Raw genomic sequence first — 19,245 nt, forward strand, 5'->3', positions numbered from 1 at the left:
CATGATCTACGACATCCGCCTGAAGATCAGCTACAAGTATGACCGCCCCGCCATCGCCGGGCGGCATATCCTGCGCCTGATGCCGGCGGACCTGCCGGGCGTCCAACGCAGATTGCGCGGCGACCTGAAGATCGAGCCGGACCCGGCAGAGCGTCGCGACATGCTGGATTTCTTCCAGAATGCCGGCGTCGAGATCGCCTTCCGCGAAGCGCACAAGAAAATCGTCTTCGCGGTCGATGCGCGCGTCGAGCGACTGTCCGATGCCCCGAGCTTTGACATCTCGCCGAGCCTCGCGCAACTGCCCCGCGAGATCTCAGAGTATCGCGGCCTCGACCCGCAGGCCCCGCATCATTTTCTCGGCCCCAGTTCCTTCGCCTCGCCCACCGCGCCCATGACCGCCTACGCCCAGGCCATCCTGCCCGATGCGGTCACCGCCTTCCGGGCGGTCTGCATGATCGGCGAGGCCCTGCATCGGGACATGAAATACGATCCCGAGGCCACCGACGTGAACACCCCCCATGAGGAGGCCTTCGCGCGTCGGCACGGCGTCTGCCAGGACTTCGCCCACATCATGATCGCCTGCCTGCGCGGGATCGGCATTCCGGCCGGCTATGTCTCGGGCTTTCTCCGCACCAACCCGCCGCCGGGCAAACCCCGGATGGAAGGCGCGGATGCCATGCACGCCTGGGTGCGCGCCTGGTGCGGATTCCAGACCGGCTGGATCGAGTATGATCCCACCAACGCCATCCTGGTCGGCACCGACCACATCCTGATCGCCCGCGGCCGCGATTACGGTGACGTGTCCCCGGTAAAGGGCGTGCTGAAAATCGCCGGCGAACAGAAGAGCGATCAGGCCGTCGACGTCATTCCCGTTCCGGAGGTGGTCTCATGAAAGCCCTTTTGCCTTGCGGCGCCCTGCTCGCCAGCCTGCTGCTCTCCCCCGGCCCGGCGCTGGCGCAGGACACTTCGCCACAGCCTGAAGAGACAACCGCGATCGCCGACGCGCAACCCTCCGTGCAGGCCCGGAACTTCATGGTCGCGGCAGCCCATCCGCTTGCCGCCGAAGCCGGGCGGGACATCCTCGCCAAGGGCGGCTCCGCGGCCGATGCCGCAGTGGCCGTCCAACTCGTTCTCAACATCGTCGAGCCGCAAAGCTCCGGCATCGGCGGCGGGGCCTTCGCGCTCTACTGGAATGCCGCCCTCTCCGACCTCACAAGCTGGGACGGCCGCGAGACGGCCCCGGCGGCGGCCGGACCGGACTACTGGCTCGATGAAAACGGCGAGCCGCTCGGCTTCTTCGATGCGGTGCCCGGCGGTCGCTCGGTCGGTGTCCCCGGAACGCTCAAGCTCATGGAGGAACTGCACGCCCGCTACGGCCGCCTCCCCTGGACGCAGGTCGTCGCCCCCGCGATCCGCATCGCCGAAGAGGGCTTCCCGGTCTCGCAACGGATGTCCGCCTCCATTGCCGGGGCAGAGAAACTTGCCGAGTTCCCCGGTGCGCGAGCGTATTTCTTTACTGAGGATGGCACCCCGCTCCCCGAAGGCGCGACATTGCGCAGCCCGGAGTTTGCCCGCACGCTCCGCCAGATCGCCAGCGAAGGCAGCGCGCCCTTCTACGAGGGTGCCATCGCACGGGACATCGTCGCCGCCACCCGCACCGAGACCAACACCGGCGTGCTGGCCCTCGATGATCTCGCGGCCTACGAGGTGAAGGAGCGCGATCCGGTCTGCATGGACTACCGCGTCTGGGAAGTCTGCGGCATGGGTCCGCCCTCCTCCGGCGCCCTCACCGTGGGCCAGATCCTCGGCATCCTTGCCAACTGGGATCTCAGCGGCCTCGGCCTCGGCACGGAGGCGCAGCACCTTTTCCTCGAGGCCAGCAAACTCGCCTTCGCCGATCGCGGCCTCTACATGGCGGACACGGATTTCGTGGACATGCCCGAGGGGCTTCTCGACCCGGACTACCTGACCACCCGCGCTGCACTGATCAGCGAAGGCGAGGCAATGGAATCCGCCGATCCGGGAGAGCCCCCCTGGGACGATGCCGCCCTGCGCGCGCCCGGTCTCGAAGCCCCCGAATACGGCACCTCGCATTTCGCCATCGTCGACAGCTACGGCGACATGATCTCGATCACCACCACCATCGAATCCGGGTTCGGCTCCCATGTGATGACCAACGGGTTCCTGCTCAACAACGAGCTGACCGACTTCTCCTTCACCCCCGAGGAGGACGGCAATCCGGTGGCCAACCGCGTCGAAGGCGGCAAGCGCCCGCGTTCCTCCATGTCACCGACAATCGTGCTGGAGGATGGCGAACCGGTGCTCCTCATCGGCTCTCCCGGCGGCTCGCGCATCATTCCATATGTGGCACAAAGCCTCATGGGCATCCTTGATTTCGGCCTCGATCCGCAGGTCGCCTTTGATCGCCCGCATCTCACCAACCGGAATGGCGCAACGGATATCGAGGCCGGGCCTCAGGCCGAGGAGCTGGCGCAAAGCCTGCAAGCGCTGGGGCATGAGACCAATATTCGCGACCTCAACTCCGGCCTCCATGCCATCGCGATCACACCCGATGGCCTCATCGGCGCAGCGGACCGGCGCCGCGAAGGCATCGCGCTGGGGGAATGATCTCTCCGGCTACTTGCCCAGAACCTGCCGCTCCCACTCCGGCAGGTTGTAATAGGTGGTGACACGGGTGATCTTGTCGCCTTCAATCGCGAGAAATGCACCAGCGGGCAGAACATAGGTCTGCCCGTTCGCCTCCGGCAGGCCCGGATCGGTCGCAAGATATTCCCCGTTCACCACGAACTCCGCCGCCGCACGCGTGCCCGAGCCATCAAACAGGAAGACCATATCGGTCAGCGTCTCGCGGTAACATTCGGCCATATGCGCGCAGAATTCCGCAAACGCCGCCTTCCCGAGCCGCGTCTCCCCCTGGTTCACATCATGGCGAACGTCCTCGGACAGGCAGGCGAGCATGCCCTCGACATCCCCCGCGTTGAACGCATCGTAGTAGCGGCGGACAAGGGCTTCTGTGGCAGACATTGGAAACTCCATGATGAGATTTCGAGACCTATGCCAGCAGCCTTGGGCCGAGACCAGCAGACTTCAGTCGGTGTCCCGCGCCCGAAAAGGAAGAAGGCCCCGAAGCGATGCGCACCGGAGCCCTCTCCCGAAATTCTGATGTGAAGAAAGCCGGATCAGGCTTCTTCGAGTGCCTCTTCGGCAGCAACGCGGGCCTTGTCGCCAGCGCCCTTCGCATCGGGGTCACGATCGACCAGTTCGATGATCGCCATCGGGGCCGCATCGCCATAACGGAAGCCGGCCTTGAGAACGCGGGCGTAGCCGCCGTTGCGCTCCTTGTAGCGCGGGCCCAGAACGTCGAAGAGCTTCGCGACCGCAGCATCGGTCTTGAGCTGCGAAGCGGCCAGACGGCGCGCGTGCAGATCGCCACGCTTGCCGAGCGTGATCAGCTTGTCGATGATCCGCCGCATTTCCTTCGCCTTCGGCAGCGTCGTCTTGATCTGCTCGTGCTCGATCAGGCTCGATGCCATGTTGGCGAACATCGCCTTGCGATGCTCATGGGTGCGGTTCAGTTTGCGGTAGCCATTACCGTGGCGCATGTCTTGTCTCCGTTAAACTCGTTTTGCTTTGTCCGGCGGCCCTCTCTTCGAGCCGCGCTCCTTGGGGCGGAATGCCCGGGGTTTCCGGGGCCCGAAGGCCCCGAAAGAAATCAGAACTGGTCTTCGTAGTTCTTGGCCAGGTCCTCGATGTTCTCGGGCGGCCAGTCGACGATTTCCATACCGAGATGCAGACCCATGGCGGTCAGCACTTCCTTAATCTCGTTCAGAGATTTCCGACCGAAGTTCGGCGTCCGGAGCATTTCTGCCTCGGTCTTCTGGATCAGATCGCCAATATACACGATATTGTCGTTCTTCAGGCAGTTCGCGGACCGCACCGAAAGCTCGAGCTCGTCGACCTTCTTCAGGAGAAGCGGGTTGAACTCGAGATCGTCCGGCTCTTCCTGACGGATACCGGCCTGCGGCTCCTCGAAGTTGACGAAGACCGAAAGCTGATCCTGGAGAATGCGGGCAGCATAGGCCACCGCATCTTCCGGCGTCAGCGAACCATCGGTCTCGATCGTCAGCATCAGCTTGTCATAGTCGAGCACCTGGCCCTCACGGGTCGGCTCGACCTTGTAGGACACCTTCTTGATCGGCGAGAAGAGCGCGTCCACGGAGATGAGCCCGATGGGCGCATCCTCGGGGCGATTCTTGTCGGCCGCGACATAGCCCTTGCCGGTCTCGACGGTGAGTTCCATGAACAGCGTCGCGCCATCGTCGAGGTGGCAGATCACGTGATCCCGGTTGAGGATCTCGATGCCTGCGGTCTCGGTGATGTCACCCGCCGTCACCACGCCGGGGCCGGTCGCGCGGATCTCGAGGCGCTTGGGCCCCTCGACTTCCATGCGGATCGACACACCCTTGAGGTTCAGGACGATATCGGTCACGTCTTCCCGCACACCGGGCACGGACGAAAACTCGTGAAGCACACCGTCGATCTGCACCGAAGTGATGGCCGCGCCCTGAAGCGAGGACATCAGCACGCGGCGAAGCGCGTTGCCAAGCGTCAGTCCGAAACCGCGCTCAAGCGGTTCGGCAATCGCCGTTGCCTGCCGATCGGGGTCCGCACCGGGCTTGAAATCGAGGGCAGTCGGCCGGATCAGTTCCTGCCAGTTCTTGTGGATCATCATTGGCCTTGGTCCTCCATTCCTGTCCGCCTGCCGGATCCAGCGGCCAGCGAACTCCCGAGGGAAAAGCAATGCGCCCGAAGCCACCCCTGTGGGCGGCCCCGAGCGCGTAAATCGTATCTCAGACTCGGCGACGCTTCGGCGGACGGCAGCCATTATGCGCGATCGGGGTCACGTCACGGATCGCGGTGATCTGGAAACCCACGGCGCTCAGCGCGCGAAGTGCGCTTTCACGCCCCGAACCGGGACCCTGGACCTCGACCTCGAGAGTGCGGACACCATGTTCCTGGGCCTTCTTGCCGGCATCTTCTGCCGCCATCTGAGCCGCATAGGGCGTGGATTTCCGCGAACCCTTGAAGCCCATCGCACCAGCAGACGACCAAGCGATCGCATTGCCCTGGGCATCGGCGATCAGAACCTTGGTGTTGTTGAAGCTGGCGTTCACATGGGCAACGCCGGTTGAGATATTCTTGCGTTCCTTGCGCTTAACGCGCGCCTTCTCACGTGCCATATTCTGCGCCTCTTACTTCTTCTTGCCTGCGATGGCCTTCGCCGGACCCTTGCGGGTGCGGGCGTTGGTGTGGGTCCGCTGACCCCGCACCGGAAGGCCACGGCGGTGGCGCAGTCCACGATAGCAGCCGAGATCCATCAGCCGCTTGATGTTCATCTGGCGCTCGCGGCGCAGGTCGCCCTCGACTGTCAGGTTCGCGTCGATATACTCGCGGATCCTGAGGACGTCGGCGTCGCTCAATTCGTTCACACGACGATCGGCGGGAATTTCCAGCGCTTCGCAGAGCTGCTGGGAAGCGGTCCGGCCGATGCCGTGAATGTACGTGAGTGCGATCAGCACTCGCTTGTTCGTCGGAATGTTAACGCCAGCTATGCGCGCCAAAATTCTGCTCCGTTCCATCTCTGGCCCTTTAGAGGGGCCAATTTCATAAGCTCATGCCCGCCGCATCCGGCAGGCTCCCGATACCCATTTTCCGGGTCAGACATCCCGCGTCCCCGAGGTGAAATGTAGAGGGAACGATTCTCCCCCCTTGAGGGGAGCGCGCAGTATAGGAGTCGCCAAACCGGGGTCAAGCGCCAAATCGTCAATTCTAAATGGAGTTTTTACGATCTTTTGCGAGATGGCCAACACGCGATTCCCGTCGGCCGGCCACCGGCAATGTCATGGCATTAAAGTCACGCAGCCTCGATCTCAGGCGAGAACCGAGGAGATCGACTTGGTCACATCGTCGATCGGCACGGAACCGTCGATGGTCTTGAGCTTCCCGGTGCCCCGATAGTAGTCGATCAGAGGCGCGGTTTCGGCGTGGTAGACCGCAAGCCGCTTCTTGAGCGTCTCCTCGTTGTCATCTGCCCGGCTTCCACCCGTTTCGGCCGCGCGCGTCTTGATGCGGTCAACGAGAAGCGCGTCATCGACCTGCATCTCAACCACCGCATCGAGCGTCATGCCCTTCTCGACGAGTAGCTTGTCCAGCGCCTCGGCCTGGGCCGTGGTGCGAGGAAATCCGTCGAAGATCACGCCGTTCTTGGTGTCCGGCTGATCGAGGCGTTCGGAGACCACACCGATGACAATATCGTCGGACACGAGCTGGCCCGCTTCCATCACCGCCTTTGCCTTCATTCCCACTTCGGTTCCCGCTGCAACCGCGGCGCGGAGCATGTCTCCGGTGGAGAGCTGAACGAGACCGTGATTCGCGACCAGACGCAGAGCCTGGGTTCCCTTACCGGCACCTGGCGGTCCGAGCAGAATGATGTTCATCGGCGATTTTTCCTCCGTCCCTTGTTCCCGCGGCCACGTAGCTGCGACCGTTCGATCAGTCCCTCATACTGGTGAGCAAGCAGATGGGACTGGACCTGCGTTATCGTATCCATCGTTACAGATACGACGATGAGCAGGGAAGTGCCTCCAAAGTAGAATGGCACCGACAGTTGCGAGATCAGAACCTCGGGCATGAGACAGACCGCCGCGAGATAGGCCGAGCCGACCACCAGGATGCGGGTCACGACATAATCGAGATACTCGATCGTCTTCTGGCCCGGGCGAATACCGGGGATGAACCCGCCCTGCTTCTTGAGATTGTCGGCCACGTCATCGGATTTGAACGCGACATTCGCCGTGTAGAAATACGCGAAGAAGACGATCAGGGCACCGAACAGCAGAAGCTGCAGGGGCTGGCCACGGCCCAGATAGGCCGCGACGTAGCTCAGGAAGCTGTTGCCACCCGCGGCGGCCGCGGAGCCGGAGAAGGTCGTGATCGTCGCCGGCAGGAGGAGCAGCGACGAGGCAAATATTGCCGGAATGACCCCGGCAGGGTTCACCTTGATCGGGAGGTGCGAGCTTTCGCCGCCGTAGACCTTCATGCCGACCTGGCGCTTGGGATACTGGATGTGGATCTTGCGCAGCGCGCGCTCCATGAAGACCACGAAGGCAATCACCGCAACAGCCATCACCATCACACCCACGATGACCACGGGGCTCAGGGCGCCGGTGCGTCCCTGGGTGAAGAACTGCGCCAGCGAGGCGGGCAGTTCGGCCACGATACCGACGAAGATGATCAGGGAAATGCCGTTGCCGATGCCGCGCGAGGTGATCTGTTCACCAAGCCACATCAGGAACATCGTGCCACCGACGAGCGTGATCACCACCCCGATGCGGAAGAACCAGCCGGGATCATGGGCCATGTTCTCGGCCTCGAGCCCGACGGCAAGCCCGTAGGACTGGAAGGTCGCCAGAATCACGGTGCCGTAGCGAGTGTACTGGTTGATCTTCTTCCGGCCCTGCTCGCCCTCTTTCTTCAGCGCCATCAGGCTCGGCACCATGGAGGACATCAGCTGAATGATGATCGACGCCGAGATATAGGGCATGATCCCGAGCGCGAAAATGGCCATCCGGCCAACCGCGCCGCCGGTGAACATGTTGAGCATCCCGCCGATGCCCGCGCTTGCCTGGTCGAAGAACGCCGCAAGCCGAACCGCATCAATGCCCGGAACCGGGATATAGGTGCCCACGCGATAGACGCAGAGCAACGCAAGCGCGAAGAGTATCCGGTGTTGGAGATCCTTGGCCTTGCCGAATGTGCCCCAACTCAGGTTGGCGGCCATTTGTTCCGCTGCCGACGCCATCCAAGGCCCTCCCATAAGCGCGCCGCCGGTCATGAAAATCTCTGGGACCGGCGGCGGTTAACATAGCTCTGACTTATGCCGCCCGGCGGGCGACCTCAAGCCTCATTCTGCAGGCGCGTCGGCCTTGGCCGGTGCCGAGATCGTGACACTGCCGCCAGCCTTCTCGATGGCTTCGACCGCAGCTTTCGATGCGCCGGTCAGCGTCAGGTTCACGGCCGCGGTCAGCTCACCCTTCGCCAGCAGACGCACACCATCCTTCTTGCGACGAACGAGGCCGGACTTGACCAGCGCATCTTCGTCGACCGGCGCGGAGGTGTCGATCTTGCCGGCATCGATGAACTTCTGCAGGATGCCGAGATTGATCACCGCGTAGGTCTTCGCGTTGATGTTGTTGAAGCCGCGCTTCGGAAGGCGCTGGTAGAGCGGCATCTGACCACCCTCATAGGCGTTGATCGCCACGCCCGAACGGGACTTCTGACCCTTGATACCGCGTCCGCCGGTCTTGCCGAGCCCGGAGCCGGGACCACGACCAACACGTTTCGCGCGATGGGTTGCGCCGGGATTGTCCCGGAGTTCATTCAATTTCATGTCGCTTCTCCAATTGCCGGAACTGCCCCCTGAAGCGAATGGGCCAGACACGGCTTTTCTTGCTTTTCCGGCGAAACACGTCGCCGGCCGGTAGCGACATTCCCCGGACGCTCCGGGAAATGCCCAATTCAGGGGCGTGCGGCCTTAGCCGCGCTCTTCGACGATCTCGACGAGATGCGGGATCTTCGCGACCATGCCACGAACCGAAGGCGTATCTTCCAGTTCGCGGGTCTTGTGCATCTTGTTGAGGCCGAGGCCGATCAGCGTCTTGCGCTGTTCGGCCGGGCGGCGGATCGGCGAGCCGACCTGCTTTACGACGATGGTCTTTGCCATGATCCCTCTCCTCAGGCTTCAGCCGCTGCTTCGGCCGGAGCCTCGGCAGGTGCATCGGTCTTCGGCAGGATGTCGGAGACCTTGCGGCCCCGGCGCTGTGCCACCATGCGCGGGCTCATTTCCCGCTGCAGGCCGTCGATCGTCGCGCGGATCATGTTGTAGGGGTTCTGCGACCCCAGCGACTTCGCGACGACGTCCTGGACGCCGAGCATCTCGAACACGGCACGCATCGGACCACCGGCGATGATCCCGGTTCCGGCGGGTGCCGTGCGCAGCACGACCTTGCCGGCGCCGTGGCGGCCATACATGTCGTGATGCAGCGTCCGGCCCTCGCGGAGCGGAACACGGATCATCTGACGCTTGGCCTGCTCGGTTGCCTTGCGGATCGCCTCGGGAACCTCGCGAGCCTTGCCCTTGCCGAAGCCGACACGGCCCTTCTGGTCACCGACGACCACGAGGGCTGCGAAGCCGAAGCGCTTACCACCCTTCACGGTCTTCGATACGCGGTTGATCGCAACCAGGCGATCTGCGAATTCCGGGGTTTCGTCGCGGTCGCGGCGATCCCGGCGGTTGTCATCTCTAGCCATTCCGGTACCCCTTTAGAACTTCAGTCCGCCTTCACGCGCAGCGTCGGCCAGAGCCTTCACCTTGCCGTGAAACAGGAAGCCGCCGCGATCGAAATAGACTTCCTCGACCCCGGCCGCCTTGGCGCGCGCCGCGATCTCGGTGCCGATCTTGGCAGCCGCTTCCTTGTTGTTTTTGCCCTTGAAGCCCAGGTCCGCCTCGAGGGTCGAGGCCGCGGCGAGCGTCCGGCCCTGAACATCGTCGATCACCTGGACCGAAATGTTCTTGGAAGACCGGTGCACGCTGAGCCGGGGACGGCCGTTCGCGAGTTTCCGCAATTTGTTCCGGGTGCGCAGACGGCGCTTCTGGAACAGGTCTCTCTTGCTGTTCGCCATGTCTAGCGCTCCTACTTCTTCTTGCCTTCCTTGCGGAAGATGAACTCGTCCTTGTACTTGATGCCCTTGCCCTTGTAGGGTTCGGGAGCACGCCAGGCACGAATGTTTGCAGCCACCTGACCGACAACCTGCTGATCGATACCCTCGATCACGATCTCGGTCGGCTTCGGCGCCTTGATGTCGACACCTTCCGGAATCGCGAAATCGACGTCGTGGCTGTAGCCGAGCGCCAGCTTCAGGGTCTTGCCCTGCACCTGTGCACGGTAACCGACACCATTGATCTCGAGCTCCTTCTTGAAGCCCTGGGTCACGCCGGTCACCAGGTTCGCGACCTGGGTCCGGGACATGCCCCACTGCTGGCGTGCGCGCTTGGACGTGCCGCGCGGATCGACCTTCACCTTGCCGTCATCGACGGTCAGGGTGACATCGTCGGTCGCCGTGAAACTGCGGGTGCCCTTCGGCCCCTTCACCTCGATCGTCTGCCCCGAGACGCTGGCGCTTACGCCAGACGGCAGCTCGACCGGTTTCTTACCAATACGAGACATTGCCCCCTCCTCAGAACACCGTGCACAGAACTTCGCCACCGACATTGGCGGAGCGAGCCTGTGCATCGGACATGACACCCTTGGGCGTCGAGACGATCGCGACACCGAGACCCTGGCGGACCTGCGGCATTTCCTTGACGTTGGAATAGACGCGGCGGCCGGGCGTGGAAATGCGGCGAAGTTCCTTGATGACCGGCTGGCCATCGAAATACTTCAGCGCGATTTCGATCTCGCCGAGACCACGTTCATTCTTCACTTCTTCATAGCCGCGGATGTAGCCTTCGGTCTGAAGGACATCGAGCACCCACTTGCGGATCTTCGACGCCGGCGTGCGCACCGAGGTCTTGCCGCGCATGGAGGCGTTACGGATACGGGCGAGCATATCGCCGATGGGATCGTTCACTGACATGTAACTCTCCCCTTACCAGCTCGACTTGACCATGCCCGGAACCTGACCCTTGGAGGCCAGATCACGAAGCGCGATACGCGACATCCGCAGCTTGCGGTAATAGGCCTTCGGACGGCCCGTCACTTCGCAGCGGTTGTGCAGACGCGTCGCCGAGGAATTGCGCGGAAGCTTCGCGAGCTTCAGCTGCGCCTTGAAGCGCTCTTCCATCGGGCGGCTCTCGTCGCGCGCGATTTCCTTCAGTTCCGCCCGCTTGGCGGCGTATTTCTCAACCAGCGCTTCACGTTTCTTCTGGCGCTGGACCATGCTGACTTTTGCCATATTCTCTCTCCGCGCCTCAGGCCGTGAACGGCATGTTGAAATGCTTGAGCAACGAACGCGCCTCTGCATCGGTCTTTGCCGTGGTGCAGATCACGATATCCATGCCCCAGACCTGTTCGATCTTGTCGAAGTTGATCTCGGGGAACACGATGTGCTCCTTCAGGCCCATGGCGTAGTTGCCACGACCGTCGAAGCTCTTCGGGTTGACACCACGGAAGTCGCGGATGCGCGGCATTGCCACGGTGATCAGACGGTCGAGGAATTCGTACATCTGATCGCGACGCAGCGTGACCTTCACGCCGAGCGGCATCTCTTCACGAACCTTGAAGCCGGCGATCGACTTCTTGGCCTTGGTGATGACAGGCTTCTGACCTGCGATGAGCGCGAGATCGGCCTCGGCCGCACGGATCTTCTTGGAATCCGAAACCGCTTCGCCGACACCCATGTTCAGCACGACCTTCTCGAGCCGCGGGATCTGCATGTCGTTCTTGTAGCCGAACTCTTCCTTCAGTGCAGAGCGGATCTTGCCCTTGAAGAGCTCTTCCAGACGGGGCGTATACTCAGCCATTGATCACTTCCCCCGACTTCTTGGCGTAGCGAACCTTCTTGCCATCCTCGATGCGGAAACCGACGCGGGTGGCTTCACCCGACTTCGGATCGACCAGCGCGAGGTTGGACAGTTCGATCGGCATTTCCTTGGCGATACGGCCGCCCTGGGAATTCTGCGTCTGACGCTGGTGGCGGATGGCCACGTTCACGCCCGAAACGATTGCCTTGTTGTCCTTGGGCAGAACCTGGGAGATCTCTCCCTTCTTGCCCTTGTCCTTGCCGGCGAGAACGATGACGTTATCGCCCTTGCGGAGCTTCGCGGCCATCAGAGCACCTCCGGGGCAAGCGAAATGATCTTCATGAAGTTCTTCGCGCGAAGTTCGCGCACAACCGGGCCAAAGATACGCGTGCCGATCGGCTCGCCCTGGTTGTTGAGGATCACTGCGGCGTTACGGTCGAAACGGATGGCGGTGCCATCGTCACGGCGAACTTCCTTGGCGGTGCGGACCACGACGGCCTTGCGCACATCACCCTTCTTCACGCGGCCACGCGGAATGGCTTCCTTGACCGACACCACGATGATGTCGCCCACGGAAGCGTATTTCCGCTTGGATCCGCCCAATACCTTGATGCACTGAACCCGGCGCGCGCCGGAGTTGTCAGCAACATCCAGATTGGTCTGCATCTGGATCATGAGTTATCTCCCGACCTGCGGGCATTTCAGCCCGCGGTTTCGACAAGGGGCCCGATCAGGCTTCGGCAGTTGCCGCCTCGTCCGTGACCACTTCCCAACGTTTGTTCTTGGAGACGGGCGCGCATTCCTGAATGCGGACCTTGTCGCCTACCTTGAACTGCTCAGCCGCGTCGTGTGCGCGGTATTTCTTCGTCTTGCGGATCGTCTTCTTCAGCACCGGATGCGTGAAGCGGCGCTCGACCAGGACCGTGACGGTCTGGGCGTTGGTGTTGCTCGTGACGGTGCCCTGCAGAATTCTCTTCGGCATGATCAGGCCTCCCCTGCCGCAGCAGCGGCCTTTTCGTTCAACACAGTCTTGACACGTGCGGCATCGCGGCGAACCGCCTTCATGCGCGAGGTGTTCTCAAGCTGACCGGTGGCCTGCTGGAAGCGCAGGTTGAAGGCCTCTTTCTTGAGGTTCGCGAGATCTTCGCGAAGCTGGTCGGGCGTCTTGTCCCGAAGCTCGGCCGGTTTCATCGGCGGTTTTCCTTTATTCAACATCACCGGTAGGCCCCTTTACGGGTCACCCTGATTCCGGTGGAGTTCGTGGATGAGCGCGCCGTATAGTCGGGGCGGGAAGTCATTGCAACCCCAAACTGAAGTGCCTGGGAACTTCCCGCACAAGGGGCCGCCCCGCGGGCGGCGGGAGACGATGAAACAGGGAATAATGCCCGTCCATTGAGCCGATCCGCCTGGCGCCTAGCGCTTCCCGTCACCGCGCCCCGCCATCGGTGCTGAGAGAGTATGGCACGGAACAAGCCGAAGGCGCTGTGCCTGCGACGGCCCGTCCCGTCGGGCTGGCGCATCGTCGGTGCAGGCGCAACGAGCAGATCTAGGCAATGTCGTCACCATAAACCGCGTCGATCGGGCGGTGGTGCGCCACCCCCCGGTCCGCCGCCGGCCCGGCCTTGGAAACGGCAAGGGTGTGCGCATTTCCCCAACACCCCAAACGAAAAAGGCGGGCAACCTTGCCCGCCTTCCGCAGTATCCCGAGGCGGAAAACCCGCCCCATGGTCCGATTACCAGTCTTCGCGCATGACGAAGCGGCACTTGACCGGCAGCTTCATCGCAGCAAGACGCAGGGCTTCGCGCGCAACATCCTCGTTCACGCCGTCGATCTCGAACATGATCCGCCCAGGCTTGACCTTGGCCGCCCAGTATTCGACCGAACCCTTACCCTTACCCATACGGACTTCCGTGGGCTTCTTGGACACGGGCACATCGGGGAAGATGCGGATCCAGACACGACCCTGACGCTTCATGTGACGCGTCATGGCCCGGCGAGCCGCCTCGATCTGGCGCGCGGTGATGCGCTCCGGTTCCATCGACTTGAGACCGTAGTGGCCGAAGTTCAGATCCGAGCCGCCCTTTGCCAGACCGTGGATGCGGCCCTTGTGCTGCTTGCGGAATTTCGTACGCTTCGGTGAAAGCATTCTCTCTCTCCCGGGAGGTCAGGTCCGTCAGCGGTTACGCTGCGGACGCATGCCCCCTTCCTGAAGTTCCGCCTGGCGACGATCGCGGGCCTGCGGATCATGTTCCATGATCTCGCCCTTGAAGATCCAGACCTTGATGCCGATGATACCGTAGGCGGTGCGCGCCTCGGCATGGGCATAATCGATATCCGCACGCAGCGTGTGCAGCGGAACCCGGCCCTCGCGATACCACTCGGTCCGCGCGATTTCCGCGCCACCCAGACGACCCGCGACGTTGATCCGGATCCCCAGCGCGCCCATGCGCATGGCGTTCTGGACCGCGCGCTTCATGGCACGACGGAAGGACACACGGCGCTCGAGCTGCTGAGCCACGTTCTCGGCGACCAGCATGGCGTCGATCTCGGGCTTGCGAACCTCGACGATGTTGAGGTGCAGCTCGGAGTCCGTCAGCTTCGAGAGCTTCTTGCGAAGCGCCTCGATGTCCGCGCCCTTCTTGCCGATGATGACACCGGGACGGGCAGCATGGATCGTCACCCGGCACTTCTTGTGCGGACGCTCGATGATCACGCGGCTGACACCGGCCTGGGCGCAGTTCTTCTTCACGAAATCACGGATCGCGAGATCCTCGTGAAGCAGATCGCCATACTCCTCGCCATCGGCGAACCAGCGGCTGTCCCAGGTGCGGTTGACCTGCAGGCGCAGGCCGATCGGATTGATCTTCTGACCCATTAGGCTTGCTCCTCGATCTGACGCACCTTGATGGTTACCTGGCTGAACGGCTTCATGATCCGTCCGAACCGGCCGCGTGCCCGCGGACGACCGCGCTTCATGACCAGGTTCTTGCCGACATAGGCCTCGGCCACCACCAGCTCGTCCACGTCAAGGCCGTGGTTGTTCTCGGCGTTGGCGATCGCGGACTGCAGCGTCTTCTTCACGTCCTCGGCGATGCGGCGCTTGGAGAAGGTGAGATCGGCGAGCGCCTTGTCCACCGGCTTGTTGCGGATCATCGCAGCAACCAGGTTGAGCTTCTGCGGGCTCGTGCGCAGCATGCGGCTCACGGCCATCGCCTCGTTCTCCGCGACGCGGGGGGGATTCTTTTCCTTGCCCATGAATTACCTCCGCTTCGCTTTCTTGTCGGCCGCATGGCCGTAATAGGTGCGCGTCGGGCTGTATTCGCCGAACTTCTGGCCGATCATGTCCTCGGTGACATTCACCGGGATATGCTTCTTGCCGTTGTAGACGCCGAAGGTCAGACCCACGAACTGGGGCAGGATCGTCGACCGGCGCGACCAGATCTTGATGACTTCATTGCGGCCCGATTCCCGAACTTTCTCCGCCTTCTTCAGGACGAAGGAATCGACGAAAGGGCCCTTCCAGACAGAGCGTGTCATATATGTGGCTCCTTACCGCTTCTTCTTCTGGTGACGCGAACGCAGGATCAGCTTGTCCGTCGCCTTGTTCGAGCGGGTGCGCGCACCCTTCGTGGGCTTGCCCCACGGCGTCACCGGATGGCGACCACCGGAGGTCCGGCCTTCACCACCACCATGGGGGTGATCGATCGGGTTCATGACCACACCGCGGACGCTCGGGCGCTTGCCCTTGAGCCGCATGCGACCGGCCTTGCCGAAGTTCTGGTTCGAGTTGTCCTGGTTGGACACCGCACCGACCGTCGCCATGCATTCCTGGCGCACGAGACGCAGCTCGCCCGAGGACAGACGGATCTGTGCGTAGCCGCCATCACGACCGACGAACTGGGCATAGGTGCCCGCCGCGCGCGCGATCTGACCGCCCTTGCCCGGCTTCAGCTCGACGTTGTGCACGATCGTGCCGATCGGCATCGCCGCGAACGGCATCGCGTTGCCCGGCTTGATGTCGACCTTCGCACCCGAGACGACCGAGTCGCCCACGGCCATGCGCTGGGGAGCGAGGATGTAGGCCTGCTCGCCGTCGGCATATCCGATCAGCGCGATGAACGCGGTGCGGTTCGGGTCGTATTCGATGCGGATCACCTTCGCGGGCACGTCGTGCTTGCGCCGCTTGAAATCCACGATGCGGTAGAGCTTCTTTACGCCACCACCACGCCTGCGCATGGTGATCCGTCCCGTGTTGTTCCGGCCGCCCTTGCCCGTCAGTCCCTCGGTGAGGGACTTTACGGGACGGCCTTTCCAGAGCTCGGAACGGTCGATCAGAACCAGCCCGCGCTGGCCCGGCGTCGTCGGCTTGAACGATTTTAACGCCATGTCTTGCTGTCTTCCGTTTGCTTCAGTTCAGTCCAGTCTCAAAGGCCGGTGTAGACGTCGATGCTGTTGCCATCGACGAGCGTCACATAGGCCTTCTTCACGTCGCGGCGCTTGCCGGGGCGACCCCGGAAACGCTTCACCTTGCCCTTGGTGAGCACGGTGTTGATCGCCTTCACCTTCACGTTGAAGAGCGTTTCGACCGCCTGCTTGATCTGCGGCTTCGTCGCATCAACGCTCACCTCGAAGACAACGGCGCCGGCTTCGGACGCCATGGTCGCCTTCTCGGTGATGATCGGCTTGCGGATCACATCGTAGAGTTCAGGGTTCGAGCTCATTTCAGCCGCGCCTCCAGCGCTTCGACAGCGGCCTTGGTGAGCACGAGCTTCTCGCGGCGCAGGATGTCATAGACATTCGCGCCCATGCTCGGCAGCACGTCGAGGCCATCGATGTTGCGGGCGGCGCGCGCGAAGTTCTCGTTGAGCTCCGCCCCGTCGATCACCAGCGCCTTCTTCCAGCCCAGATCGCCGATCGTCTTGGCGAGAACCTTGGTCTTGGCTTCCGCCAGTTCCGCGGTCTCGATGACGATCAGATCGCCGGCGCCTGCCTTGGCCGACAGCGCATGCTTGAGCCCGAGCGCCCGGAACTTCTTGTTCAGGTCGTGGGCATGGCTGCGCGGGGTCGGGCCCTTGTAAACACCACCCTTGCGGAAGATCGGCGCCTTGCGGGAGCCGTGGCGTGCGCCGCCGGTGCCCTTCTGGCGATAGATCTTCTTGGTCGAATAGCTGACTTCCGAGCGGCCGAGCACCGAGTGGGTGCCCTGCTGGCGCTTCGCGAGCTGCCAGCGGACCACACGGTGCAGGACGTCCGCGCGGGGCTCGAGCCCGAAGACGGAATCGTCGAGCTCGATCGACCCCGCCGGGCTCGCGTCCAGCTTGATCACATCCATCTTCATTCTTCAGCGCCTCCTTCGGGGGCTTCAACCGCGGCTTCCTGGGCCTGGGCCGCACGGATGGCGGCGGGCATCGGAATGTCCTTCGGCGCCGCCTTCTTCACGGCATCCTTGATCGTGACCCAGCCACCCTTGGAGCCGGGCACCGCACCCTTGACCATGATCAGGCCGCGTTCGGCATCGGTCCGGACGATCTCCAGGTTCTGCGTGGTCACCCGCGCAGCACCCATGTGACCGGCCATCTTCTTGCCCTTGAACACCTTGCCCGGATCCTGGCACTGACCGGTGGAACCGTGCGAACGGTGGCTGATCGACACGCCGTGGGAGGCGCGAAGGCCGCCGAAGTTGTGCCGCTTCATGCCGCCCGCGAAGCCCTTACCGATCGAGGTGCCGGCGATATCCACGAACTGACCCGAAACATAGTGATCGGCGGTCAGCTCGGCGCCGACCTCGATCAGGTTCTCGGGGCTCACGCGGAATTCGGCGAGCTTGCGCTTCGGCGCAACCTGCGCCTTGGCGAAGTGGCCGCGCATGGCCTGGGTCGTGCGCTTGGCCTTGGCGTCGCCCGCACCGAGCTGGACCGCCGAATAGCCGTCCTTCTCGGCCGTGCGCTGTGCCACGACCTGAACATTTTCCATCTGCAGAACGGTGACAGGAACCTGCCGCCCGTCCTCCAGGAACAACCGGGTCATGCCCAGCTTCTTTGCGAGTACTCCGGAACGCATCTCTCGCACCCCTCAGAGCTTGATTTCAACGTCCACACCCGCCGCGAGGTCGAGCTTCATCAGCGCGTCCACGGTCTGGGGTGTCGGATCAACGATGTCGAGAAGACGCTTGTGCGTGCGGATCTCGAACTGTTCACGGCTTTTCTTGTCCACGTGGGGACCACGCAGGACGGTATACTTTTCGATCTTGTTGGGCAGCGGAATCGGCCCGCGGACCCGCGCGCCGGTACGCTTGGCCGTATTCACAATCTCGGCCGTGCTCGCGTCGAGCACCCGGTAATCGAAGGCCTTCAGCCGGATGCGGATATTCTGACCTTGCATGTTTGGCGCCTCTTGGGCTCATGAGTTGAAACGAACGCGGCCGGAACCGTTGCCCCGGCCGCGGGTAAGGCTCGAAAGCCTCTTACTTGATGATCTTGGAGACGACGCCTGCGCCGACGGTGCGGCCGCCTTCACGGATAGCGAAGCGGAGCTTCTCTTCCATGGCGATGGGCGCGATCAGCTGGACGTTGAACTTCAGGTTGTCGCCCGGCATCACCATTTCGGTGCCTTCGGGCAGCTGGACCGTGCCGGTCACGTCCGTGGTACGGAAGTAGAACTGCGGACGGTAGTTGGCGAAGAACGGCGTGTGACGGCCACCTTCTTCCTTGGTGAGGATGTAGGCTTCGGCTTCGAAGTCGGTGTGCGGCGTGACCGAACCGGGCTTCGAGAGAACCTGGCCGCGCTCGATGCCTTCACGCTCCACGCCGCGCAGCAGCAGACCGACGTTGTCGCCGGCTTCGCCCTGGTCGAGCAGCTTGCGGAACATTTCCACACCGGTGCAGGTGGTCTTCTTCGAATCGCGGATGCCGACGATCTCGATCTCGTCGCCGACCTTCACGATGCCGCGCTCGATACGGCCGGTGGCAACCGTGCCGCGACCGGAGATCGAGAACACGTCCTCGACCGGCATCAGGAACGGCTGGTCGACCGGACGCTCGGGCGTCGGGATGTATTCGTCGACGGCGGCCATCAGCTCGGCGATCTTGTCCTTGCCGATCGCGTCGTCACGATCTTCGAGGGCGGCGAGAGCCGAGCCCGCGATGATCGGGATGTCGTCGCCCGGGAAGTCGTAGGACGACAGCAGTTCGCGGACTTCCATCTCGACGAGCTCGAGAAGCTCCTCGTCGTCGACCTGGTCGACCTTGTTGAGGAACACGACGAGCGCGGGCACACCGACCTGACGGGCGAGCAGGATGTGCTCACGGGTCTGCGGCATCGGGCCGTCGGCCGCGTTCACCACCAGGATCGCGCCGTCCATCTGCGCGGCACCGGTGATCATGTTCTTCACGTAGTCGGCGTGGCCGGGGCAGTCGACGTGGGCGTAGTGACGGCCTTCGGTCTCATACTCGACGTGCGCGGTCGAGATCGTGATGCCGCGGGCCTTCTCTTCCGGGGCCGCGTCGATCTGGTCATAGGCCTTGAACTCGCCGAACTGCTTCGTGATCGCAGCCGTCAGCGTCGTCTTGCCGTGGTCGACGTGACCGATCGTGCCGATGTTGCAATGCGGCTTCGTGCGCTCAAACTTTGCCTTCGCCATGGT

Annotated in this window: 31 protein-coding genes; 2 read left to right on the forward strand and 29 right to left on the reverse strand. The window is 63.0% G+C overall.

The genetic code is table 11. From position 1 onward, the window contains the following. The first annotated feature begins 1 nt into the window (after position 1). Positions 2-892, forward strand: a complete 891-nt coding sequence (locus ACP15W_RS14975; RefSeq protein ID WP_424933714.1) for a transglutaminase family protein — start codon at positions 2-4, stop codon at positions 890-892. Beyond that, positions 889-2,628: a gamma-glutamyltransferase gene (gene ggt, locus ACP15W_RS14980; RefSeq protein ID WP_424933715.1), complete on the forward strand. Its 1,740-nt coding sequence runs from the start codon at positions 889-891 to the stop codon at positions 2,626-2,628. Before ACP15W_RS14975 ends, ggt begins: the two co-directional genes overlap by 4 nt. A gap of 9 nt (positions 2,629-2,637) precedes the next feature. Here ggt and ACP15W_RS14985 read toward each other — a convergent pair whose 3' ends face one another. The 29 genes from ACP15W_RS14985 to tuf form a co-directional block, all read right to left on the reverse strand. Continuing rightward, positions 2,638-3,045: a ketosteroid isomerase-related protein gene (locus ACP15W_RS14985; RefSeq protein WP_424933716.1), complete on the reverse strand. Its 408-nt coding sequence runs from the start codon at positions 3,043-3,045 to the stop codon at positions 2,638-2,640. 155 nt (positions 3,046-3,200) lie between these two features. Continuing rightward, entirely contained in the window at positions 3,201-3,623 is a 423-nt protein-coding gene (rplQ, locus tag ACP15W_RS14990) for a 50S ribosomal protein L17 (RefSeq protein WP_424933717.1), read from the reverse strand. Positions 3,624-3,733: 110 nt separating this feature from the next. Beyond that, positions 3,734-4,750, reverse strand: a complete 1,017-nt coding sequence (locus tag ACP15W_RS14995; protein WP_424933756.1) for a DNA-directed RNA polymerase subunit alpha — start codon at positions 4,748-4,750, stop codon at positions 3,734-3,736. 121 nt (positions 4,751-4,871) lie between these two features. Beyond that, on the reverse strand, positions 4,872-5,261 hold the full coding sequence (rpsK, locus tag ACP15W_RS15000; RefSeq protein WP_424933718.1) for a 30S ribosomal protein S11: 390 nt from the start codon (positions 5,259-5,261) through the stop codon (positions 4,872-4,874). A 12-nt stretch (positions 5,262-5,273) separates the two neighbouring features. Further along, a complete protein-coding gene (gene rpsM / locus ACP15W_RS15005; RefSeq protein ID WP_424933719.1) occupies positions 5,274-5,642 on the reverse strand; it encodes a 30S ribosomal protein S13 in 369 nt (122 codons plus the stop codon). 309 nt (positions 5,643-5,951) lie between these two features. Beyond that, positions 5,952-6,518 carry an adenylate kinase gene (locus tag ACP15W_RS15010; protein ID WP_424933720.1) on the reverse strand — a complete coding sequence of 189 codons (567 nt, stop codon included), beginning with the start codon at positions 6,516-6,518 and terminating at the stop codon, positions 5,952-5,954. Next, positions 6,515-7,882, reverse strand: a complete 1,368-nt coding sequence (gene secY, locus ACP15W_RS15015; protein WP_424933721.1) for a preprotein translocase subunit SecY — start codon at positions 7,880-7,882, stop codon at positions 6,515-6,517. The genes ACP15W_RS15010 and secY overlap by 4 nt, the downstream gene beginning before the upstream one ends. Positions 7,883-7,984: 102 nt before the next feature. Further along, positions 7,985-8,470 carry a 50S ribosomal protein L15 gene (gene rplO, locus ACP15W_RS15020; RefSeq protein WP_424933722.1) on the reverse strand — a complete coding sequence of 162 codons (486 nt, stop codon included), beginning with the start codon at positions 8,468-8,470 and terminating at the stop codon, positions 7,985-7,987. Positions 8,471-8,614: 144 nt separating this feature from the next. Beyond that, entirely contained in the window at positions 8,615-8,803 is a 189-nt protein-coding gene (rpmD, locus tag ACP15W_RS15025) for a 50S ribosomal protein L30 (protein WP_424933723.1), read from the reverse strand. Positions 8,804-8,814: 11 nt separating this feature from the next. Further along, the gene (gene rpsE / locus ACP15W_RS15030) at positions 8,815-9,390 is read right to left on the reverse strand and encodes a 30S ribosomal protein S5 (RefSeq protein WP_424933724.1); all 576 of its coding nucleotides are present in this window, start codon (positions 9,388-9,390) and stop codon (positions 8,815-8,817) included. A gap of 12 nt (positions 9,391-9,402) precedes the next feature. Continuing rightward, the gene (rplR, locus tag ACP15W_RS15035; RefSeq protein ID WP_424933725.1) at positions 9,403-9,762 is read right to left on the reverse strand and encodes a 50S ribosomal protein L18; all 360 of its coding nucleotides are present in this window, start codon (positions 9,760-9,762) and stop codon (positions 9,403-9,405) included. A gap of 11 nt (positions 9,763-9,773) precedes the next feature. Further along, on the reverse strand, positions 9,774-10,307 hold the full coding sequence (gene rplF, locus ACP15W_RS15040) for a 50S ribosomal protein L6 (RefSeq protein ID WP_424933726.1): 534 nt from the start codon (positions 10,305-10,307) through the stop codon (positions 9,774-9,776). A 10-nt stretch (positions 10,308-10,317) separates the two neighbouring features. Beyond that, positions 10,318-10,716: a 30S ribosomal protein S8 gene (gene rpsH / locus ACP15W_RS15045; RefSeq protein WP_424933727.1), complete on the reverse strand. Its 399-nt coding sequence runs from the start codon at positions 10,714-10,716 to the stop codon at positions 10,318-10,320. Between the two features lie 12 nt (positions 10,717-10,728). Continuing rightward, positions 10,729-11,034, reverse strand: a complete 306-nt coding sequence (gene rpsN, locus ACP15W_RS15050) for a 30S ribosomal protein S14 (RefSeq protein WP_424933728.1) — start codon at positions 11,032-11,034, stop codon at positions 10,729-10,731. A 16-nt stretch (positions 11,035-11,050) separates the two neighbouring features. After that, a complete protein-coding gene (gene rplE, locus ACP15W_RS15055; protein WP_424933729.1) occupies positions 11,051-11,602 on the reverse strand; it encodes a 50S ribosomal protein L5 in 552 nt (183 codons plus the stop codon). Continuing rightward, positions 11,595-11,909, reverse strand: coding sequence for a 50S ribosomal protein L24 (gene rplX / locus ACP15W_RS15060; protein WP_424933730.1), 315 nt, complete (start codon positions 11,907-11,909; stop codon positions 11,595-11,597). The genes rplE and rplX overlap by 8 nt, the downstream gene beginning before the upstream one ends. Further along, the gene (gene rplN, locus ACP15W_RS15065) at positions 11,909-12,277 is read right to left on the reverse strand and encodes a 50S ribosomal protein L14 (protein ID WP_424933731.1); all 369 of its coding nucleotides are present in this window, start codon (positions 12,275-12,277) and stop codon (positions 11,909-11,911) included. Before rplN ends, rplX begins: the two co-directional genes overlap by 1 nt. 55 nt (positions 12,278-12,332) lie before the next feature. Next, positions 12,333-12,584, reverse strand: a complete 252-nt coding sequence (gene rpsQ / locus ACP15W_RS15070) for a 30S ribosomal protein S17 (protein ID WP_424933732.1) — start codon at positions 12,582-12,584, stop codon at positions 12,333-12,335. A gap of 2 nt (positions 12,585-12,586) precedes the next feature. Next, on the reverse strand, positions 12,587-12,793 hold the full coding sequence (rpmC, locus tag ACP15W_RS15075; RefSeq protein WP_424933733.1) for a 50S ribosomal protein L29: 207 nt from the start codon (positions 12,791-12,793) through the stop codon (positions 12,587-12,589). A 542-nt stretch (positions 12,794-13,335) separates the two neighbouring features. Further along, positions 13,336-13,749: a 50S ribosomal protein L16 gene (gene rplP / locus ACP15W_RS15080; protein WP_424933734.1), complete on the reverse strand. Its 414-nt coding sequence runs from the start codon at positions 13,747-13,749 to the stop codon at positions 13,336-13,338. Between the two features lie 27 nt (positions 13,750-13,776). Next, positions 13,777-14,478, reverse strand: a complete 702-nt coding sequence (gene rpsC / locus ACP15W_RS15085; RefSeq protein WP_424933735.1) for a 30S ribosomal protein S3 — start codon at positions 14,476-14,478, stop codon at positions 13,777-13,779. After that, the gene (gene rplV, locus ACP15W_RS15090; RefSeq protein WP_424933736.1) at positions 14,478-14,858 is read right to left on the reverse strand and encodes a 50S ribosomal protein L22; all 381 of its coding nucleotides are present in this window, start codon (positions 14,856-14,858) and stop codon (positions 14,478-14,480) included. Before rplV ends, rpsC begins: the two co-directional genes overlap by 1 nt. Positions 14,859-14,861: 3 nt before the next feature. Further along, the gene (gene rpsS, locus ACP15W_RS15095; RefSeq protein WP_424933737.1) at positions 14,862-15,140 is read right to left on the reverse strand and encodes a 30S ribosomal protein S19; all 279 of its coding nucleotides are present in this window, start codon (positions 15,138-15,140) and stop codon (positions 14,862-14,864) included. Positions 15,141-15,152: 12 nt separating this feature from the next. Then, complete coding sequence (rplB, locus tag ACP15W_RS15100; protein ID WP_424933738.1) at positions 15,153-15,989, reverse strand: 50S ribosomal protein L2; 837 nt, start codon at positions 15,987-15,989, stop codon at positions 15,153-15,155. Positions 15,990-16,027: 38 nt separating this feature from the next. Then, entirely contained in the window at positions 16,028-16,324 is a 297-nt protein-coding gene (locus tag ACP15W_RS15105) for a 50S ribosomal protein L23 (RefSeq protein ID WP_424933739.1), read from the reverse strand. After that, a complete protein-coding gene (gene rplD / locus ACP15W_RS15110) occupies positions 16,321-16,941 on the reverse strand; it encodes a 50S ribosomal protein L4 (RefSeq protein ID WP_424933740.1) in 621 nt (206 codons plus the stop codon). Before rplD ends, ACP15W_RS15105 begins: the two co-directional genes overlap by 4 nt. Next, a complete protein-coding gene (gene rplC, locus ACP15W_RS15115; protein ID WP_424933741.1) occupies positions 16,938-17,663 on the reverse strand; it encodes a 50S ribosomal protein L3 in 726 nt (241 codons plus the stop codon). Before rplC ends, rplD begins: the two co-directional genes overlap by 4 nt. Before the next feature lie 12 nt (positions 17,664-17,675). Continuing rightward, entirely contained in the window at positions 17,676-17,984 is a 309-nt protein-coding gene (gene rpsJ / locus ACP15W_RS15120) for a 30S ribosomal protein S10 (protein WP_424933742.1), read from the reverse strand. A gap of 82 nt (positions 17,985-18,066) precedes the next feature. Next, entirely contained in the window at positions 18,067-19,242 is a 1,176-nt protein-coding gene (gene tuf, locus ACP15W_RS15125) for an elongation factor Tu (protein WP_424933757.1), read from the reverse strand. Between the last annotated feature and the right edge of the window lie 3 nt (positions 19,243-19,245).

This window comes from Amaricoccus macauensis, from assembly GCF_049800915.1.
In the GTDB taxonomy this organism is placed as follows: Bacteria; Pseudomonadota; Alphaproteobacteria; order Rhodobacterales; family Rhodobacteraceae; genus Amaricoccus; species Amaricoccus macauensis_A.

Bases quoted from the DNA above. Each gene is read 5' to 3' on its own strand.
- rplD (WP_424933740.1), bottom strand. From the start codon at position 16,941: ATGAAGATGGATGTGATCAAGCTGGACGCGAGCCCGGCGGGGTCGATC.
- rpsK (WP_424933718.1), bottom strand. From the start codon at position 5,261: ATGGCACGTGAGAAGGCGCGCGTTAAGCGCAAGGAACGCAAGAATATC.
- ACP15W_RS14975 (WP_424933714.1), top strand. From the start codon at position 2: ATGATCTACGACATCCGCCTGAAGATCAGCTACAAGTATGACCGCCCC.
- rpsS (WP_424933737.1), bottom strand. From the start codon at position 15,140: ATGACACGCTCTGTCTGGAAGGGCCCTTTCGTCGATTCCTTCGTCCTG.
- ACP15W_RS15010 (WP_424933720.1), bottom strand. From the start codon at position 6,518: ATGAACATCATTCTGCTCGGACCGCCAGGTGCCGGTAAGGGAACCCAG.
- rpsQ (WP_424933732.1), bottom strand. From the start codon at position 12,584: ATGCCGAAGAGAATTCTGCAGGGCACCGTCACGAGCAACACCAACGCC.
- rpmD (WP_424933723.1), bottom strand. From the start codon at position 8,803: ATGGCAAAGACCATCGTCGTAAAGCAGGTCGGCTCGCCGATCCGCCGC.
- rplN (WP_424933731.1), bottom strand. From the start codon at position 12,277: ATGATCCAGATGCAGACCAATCTGGATGTTGCTGACAACTCCGGCGCG.
- ggt (WP_424933715.1), top strand. From the start codon at position 889: ATGAAAGCCCTTTTGCCTTGCGGCGCCCTGCTCGCCAGCCTGCTGCTC.
- rplQ (WP_424933717.1), bottom strand. From the start codon at position 3,623: ATGCGCCACGGTAATGGCTACCGCAAACTGAACCGCACCCATGAGCAT.
- tuf (WP_424933757.1), bottom strand. From the start codon at position 19,242: ATGGCGAAGGCAAAGTTTGAGCGCACGAAGCCGCATTGCAACATCGGC.
- rplX (WP_424933730.1), bottom strand. From the start codon at position 11,909: ATGGCCGCGAAGCTCCGCAAGGGCGATAACGTCATCGTTCTCGCCGGC.
- secY (WP_424933721.1), bottom strand. From the start codon at position 7,882: ATGGCGTCGGCAGCGGAACAAATGGCCGCCAACCTGAGTTGGGGCACA.
- rplR (WP_424933725.1), bottom strand. From the start codon at position 9,762: ATGGCGAACAGCAAGAGAGACCTGTTCCAGAAGCGCCGTCTGCGCACC.
- rplP (WP_424933734.1), bottom strand. From the start codon at position 13,749: ATGCTTTCACCGAAGCGTACGAAATTCCGCAAGCAGCACAAGGGCCGC.
- rpsE (WP_424933724.1), bottom strand. From the start codon at position 9,390: ATGGCTAGAGATGACAACCGCCGGGATCGCCGCGACCGCGACGAAACC.
- ACP15W_RS15105 (WP_424933739.1), bottom strand. From the start codon at position 16,324: ATGAGCTCGAACCCTGAACTCTACGATGTGATCCGCAAGCCGATCATC.
- rplC (WP_424933741.1), bottom strand. From the start codon at position 17,663: ATGCGTTCCGGAGTACTCGCAAAGAAGCTGGGCATGACCCGGTTGTTC.
- rpsN (WP_424933728.1), bottom strand. From the start codon at position 11,034: ATGGCAAAAGTCAGCATGGTCCAGCGCCAGAAGAAACGTGAAGCGCTG.
- ACP15W_RS14995 (WP_424933756.1), bottom strand. From the start codon at position 4,750: ATGATCCACAAGAACTGGCAGGAACTGATCCGGCCGACTGCCCTCGAT.
- rplV (WP_424933736.1), bottom strand. From the start codon at position 14,858: ATGGGCAAGGAAAAGAATCCCCCCCGCGTCGCGGAGAACGAGGCGATG.
- rplB (WP_424933738.1), bottom strand. From the start codon at position 15,989: ATGGCGTTAAAATCGTTCAAGCCGACGACGCCGGGCCAGCGCGGGCTG.
- rplO (WP_424933722.1), bottom strand. From the start codon at position 8,470: ATGAAATTGAATGAACTCCGGGACAATCCCGGCGCAACCCATCGCGCG.
- rpmC (WP_424933733.1), bottom strand. From the start codon at position 12,793: ATGAAACCGGCCGAGCTTCGGGACAAGACGCCCGACCAGCTTCGCGAA.
- rpsJ (WP_424933742.1), bottom strand. From the start codon at position 17,984: ATGCAAGGTCAGAATATCCGCATCCGGCTGAAGGCCTTCGATTACCGG.
- ACP15W_RS14985 (WP_424933716.1), bottom strand. From the start codon at position 3,045: ATGTCTGCCACAGAAGCCCTTGTCCGCCGCTACTACGATGCGTTCAAC.
- rplF (WP_424933726.1), bottom strand. From the start codon at position 10,307: ATGTCTCGTATTGGTAAGAAACCGGTCGAGCTGCCGTCTGGCGTAAGC.
- rplE (WP_424933729.1), bottom strand. From the start codon at position 11,602: ATGGCTGAGTATACGCCCCGTCTGGAAGAGCTCTTCAAGGGCAAGATC.
- rpsC (WP_424933735.1), bottom strand. From the start codon at position 14,478: ATGGGTCAGAAGATCAATCCGATCGGCCTGCGCCTGCAGGTCAACCGC.
- rpsH (WP_424933727.1), bottom strand. From the start codon at position 10,716: ATGTCAGTGAACGATCCCATCGGCGATATGCTCGCCCGTATCCGTAAC.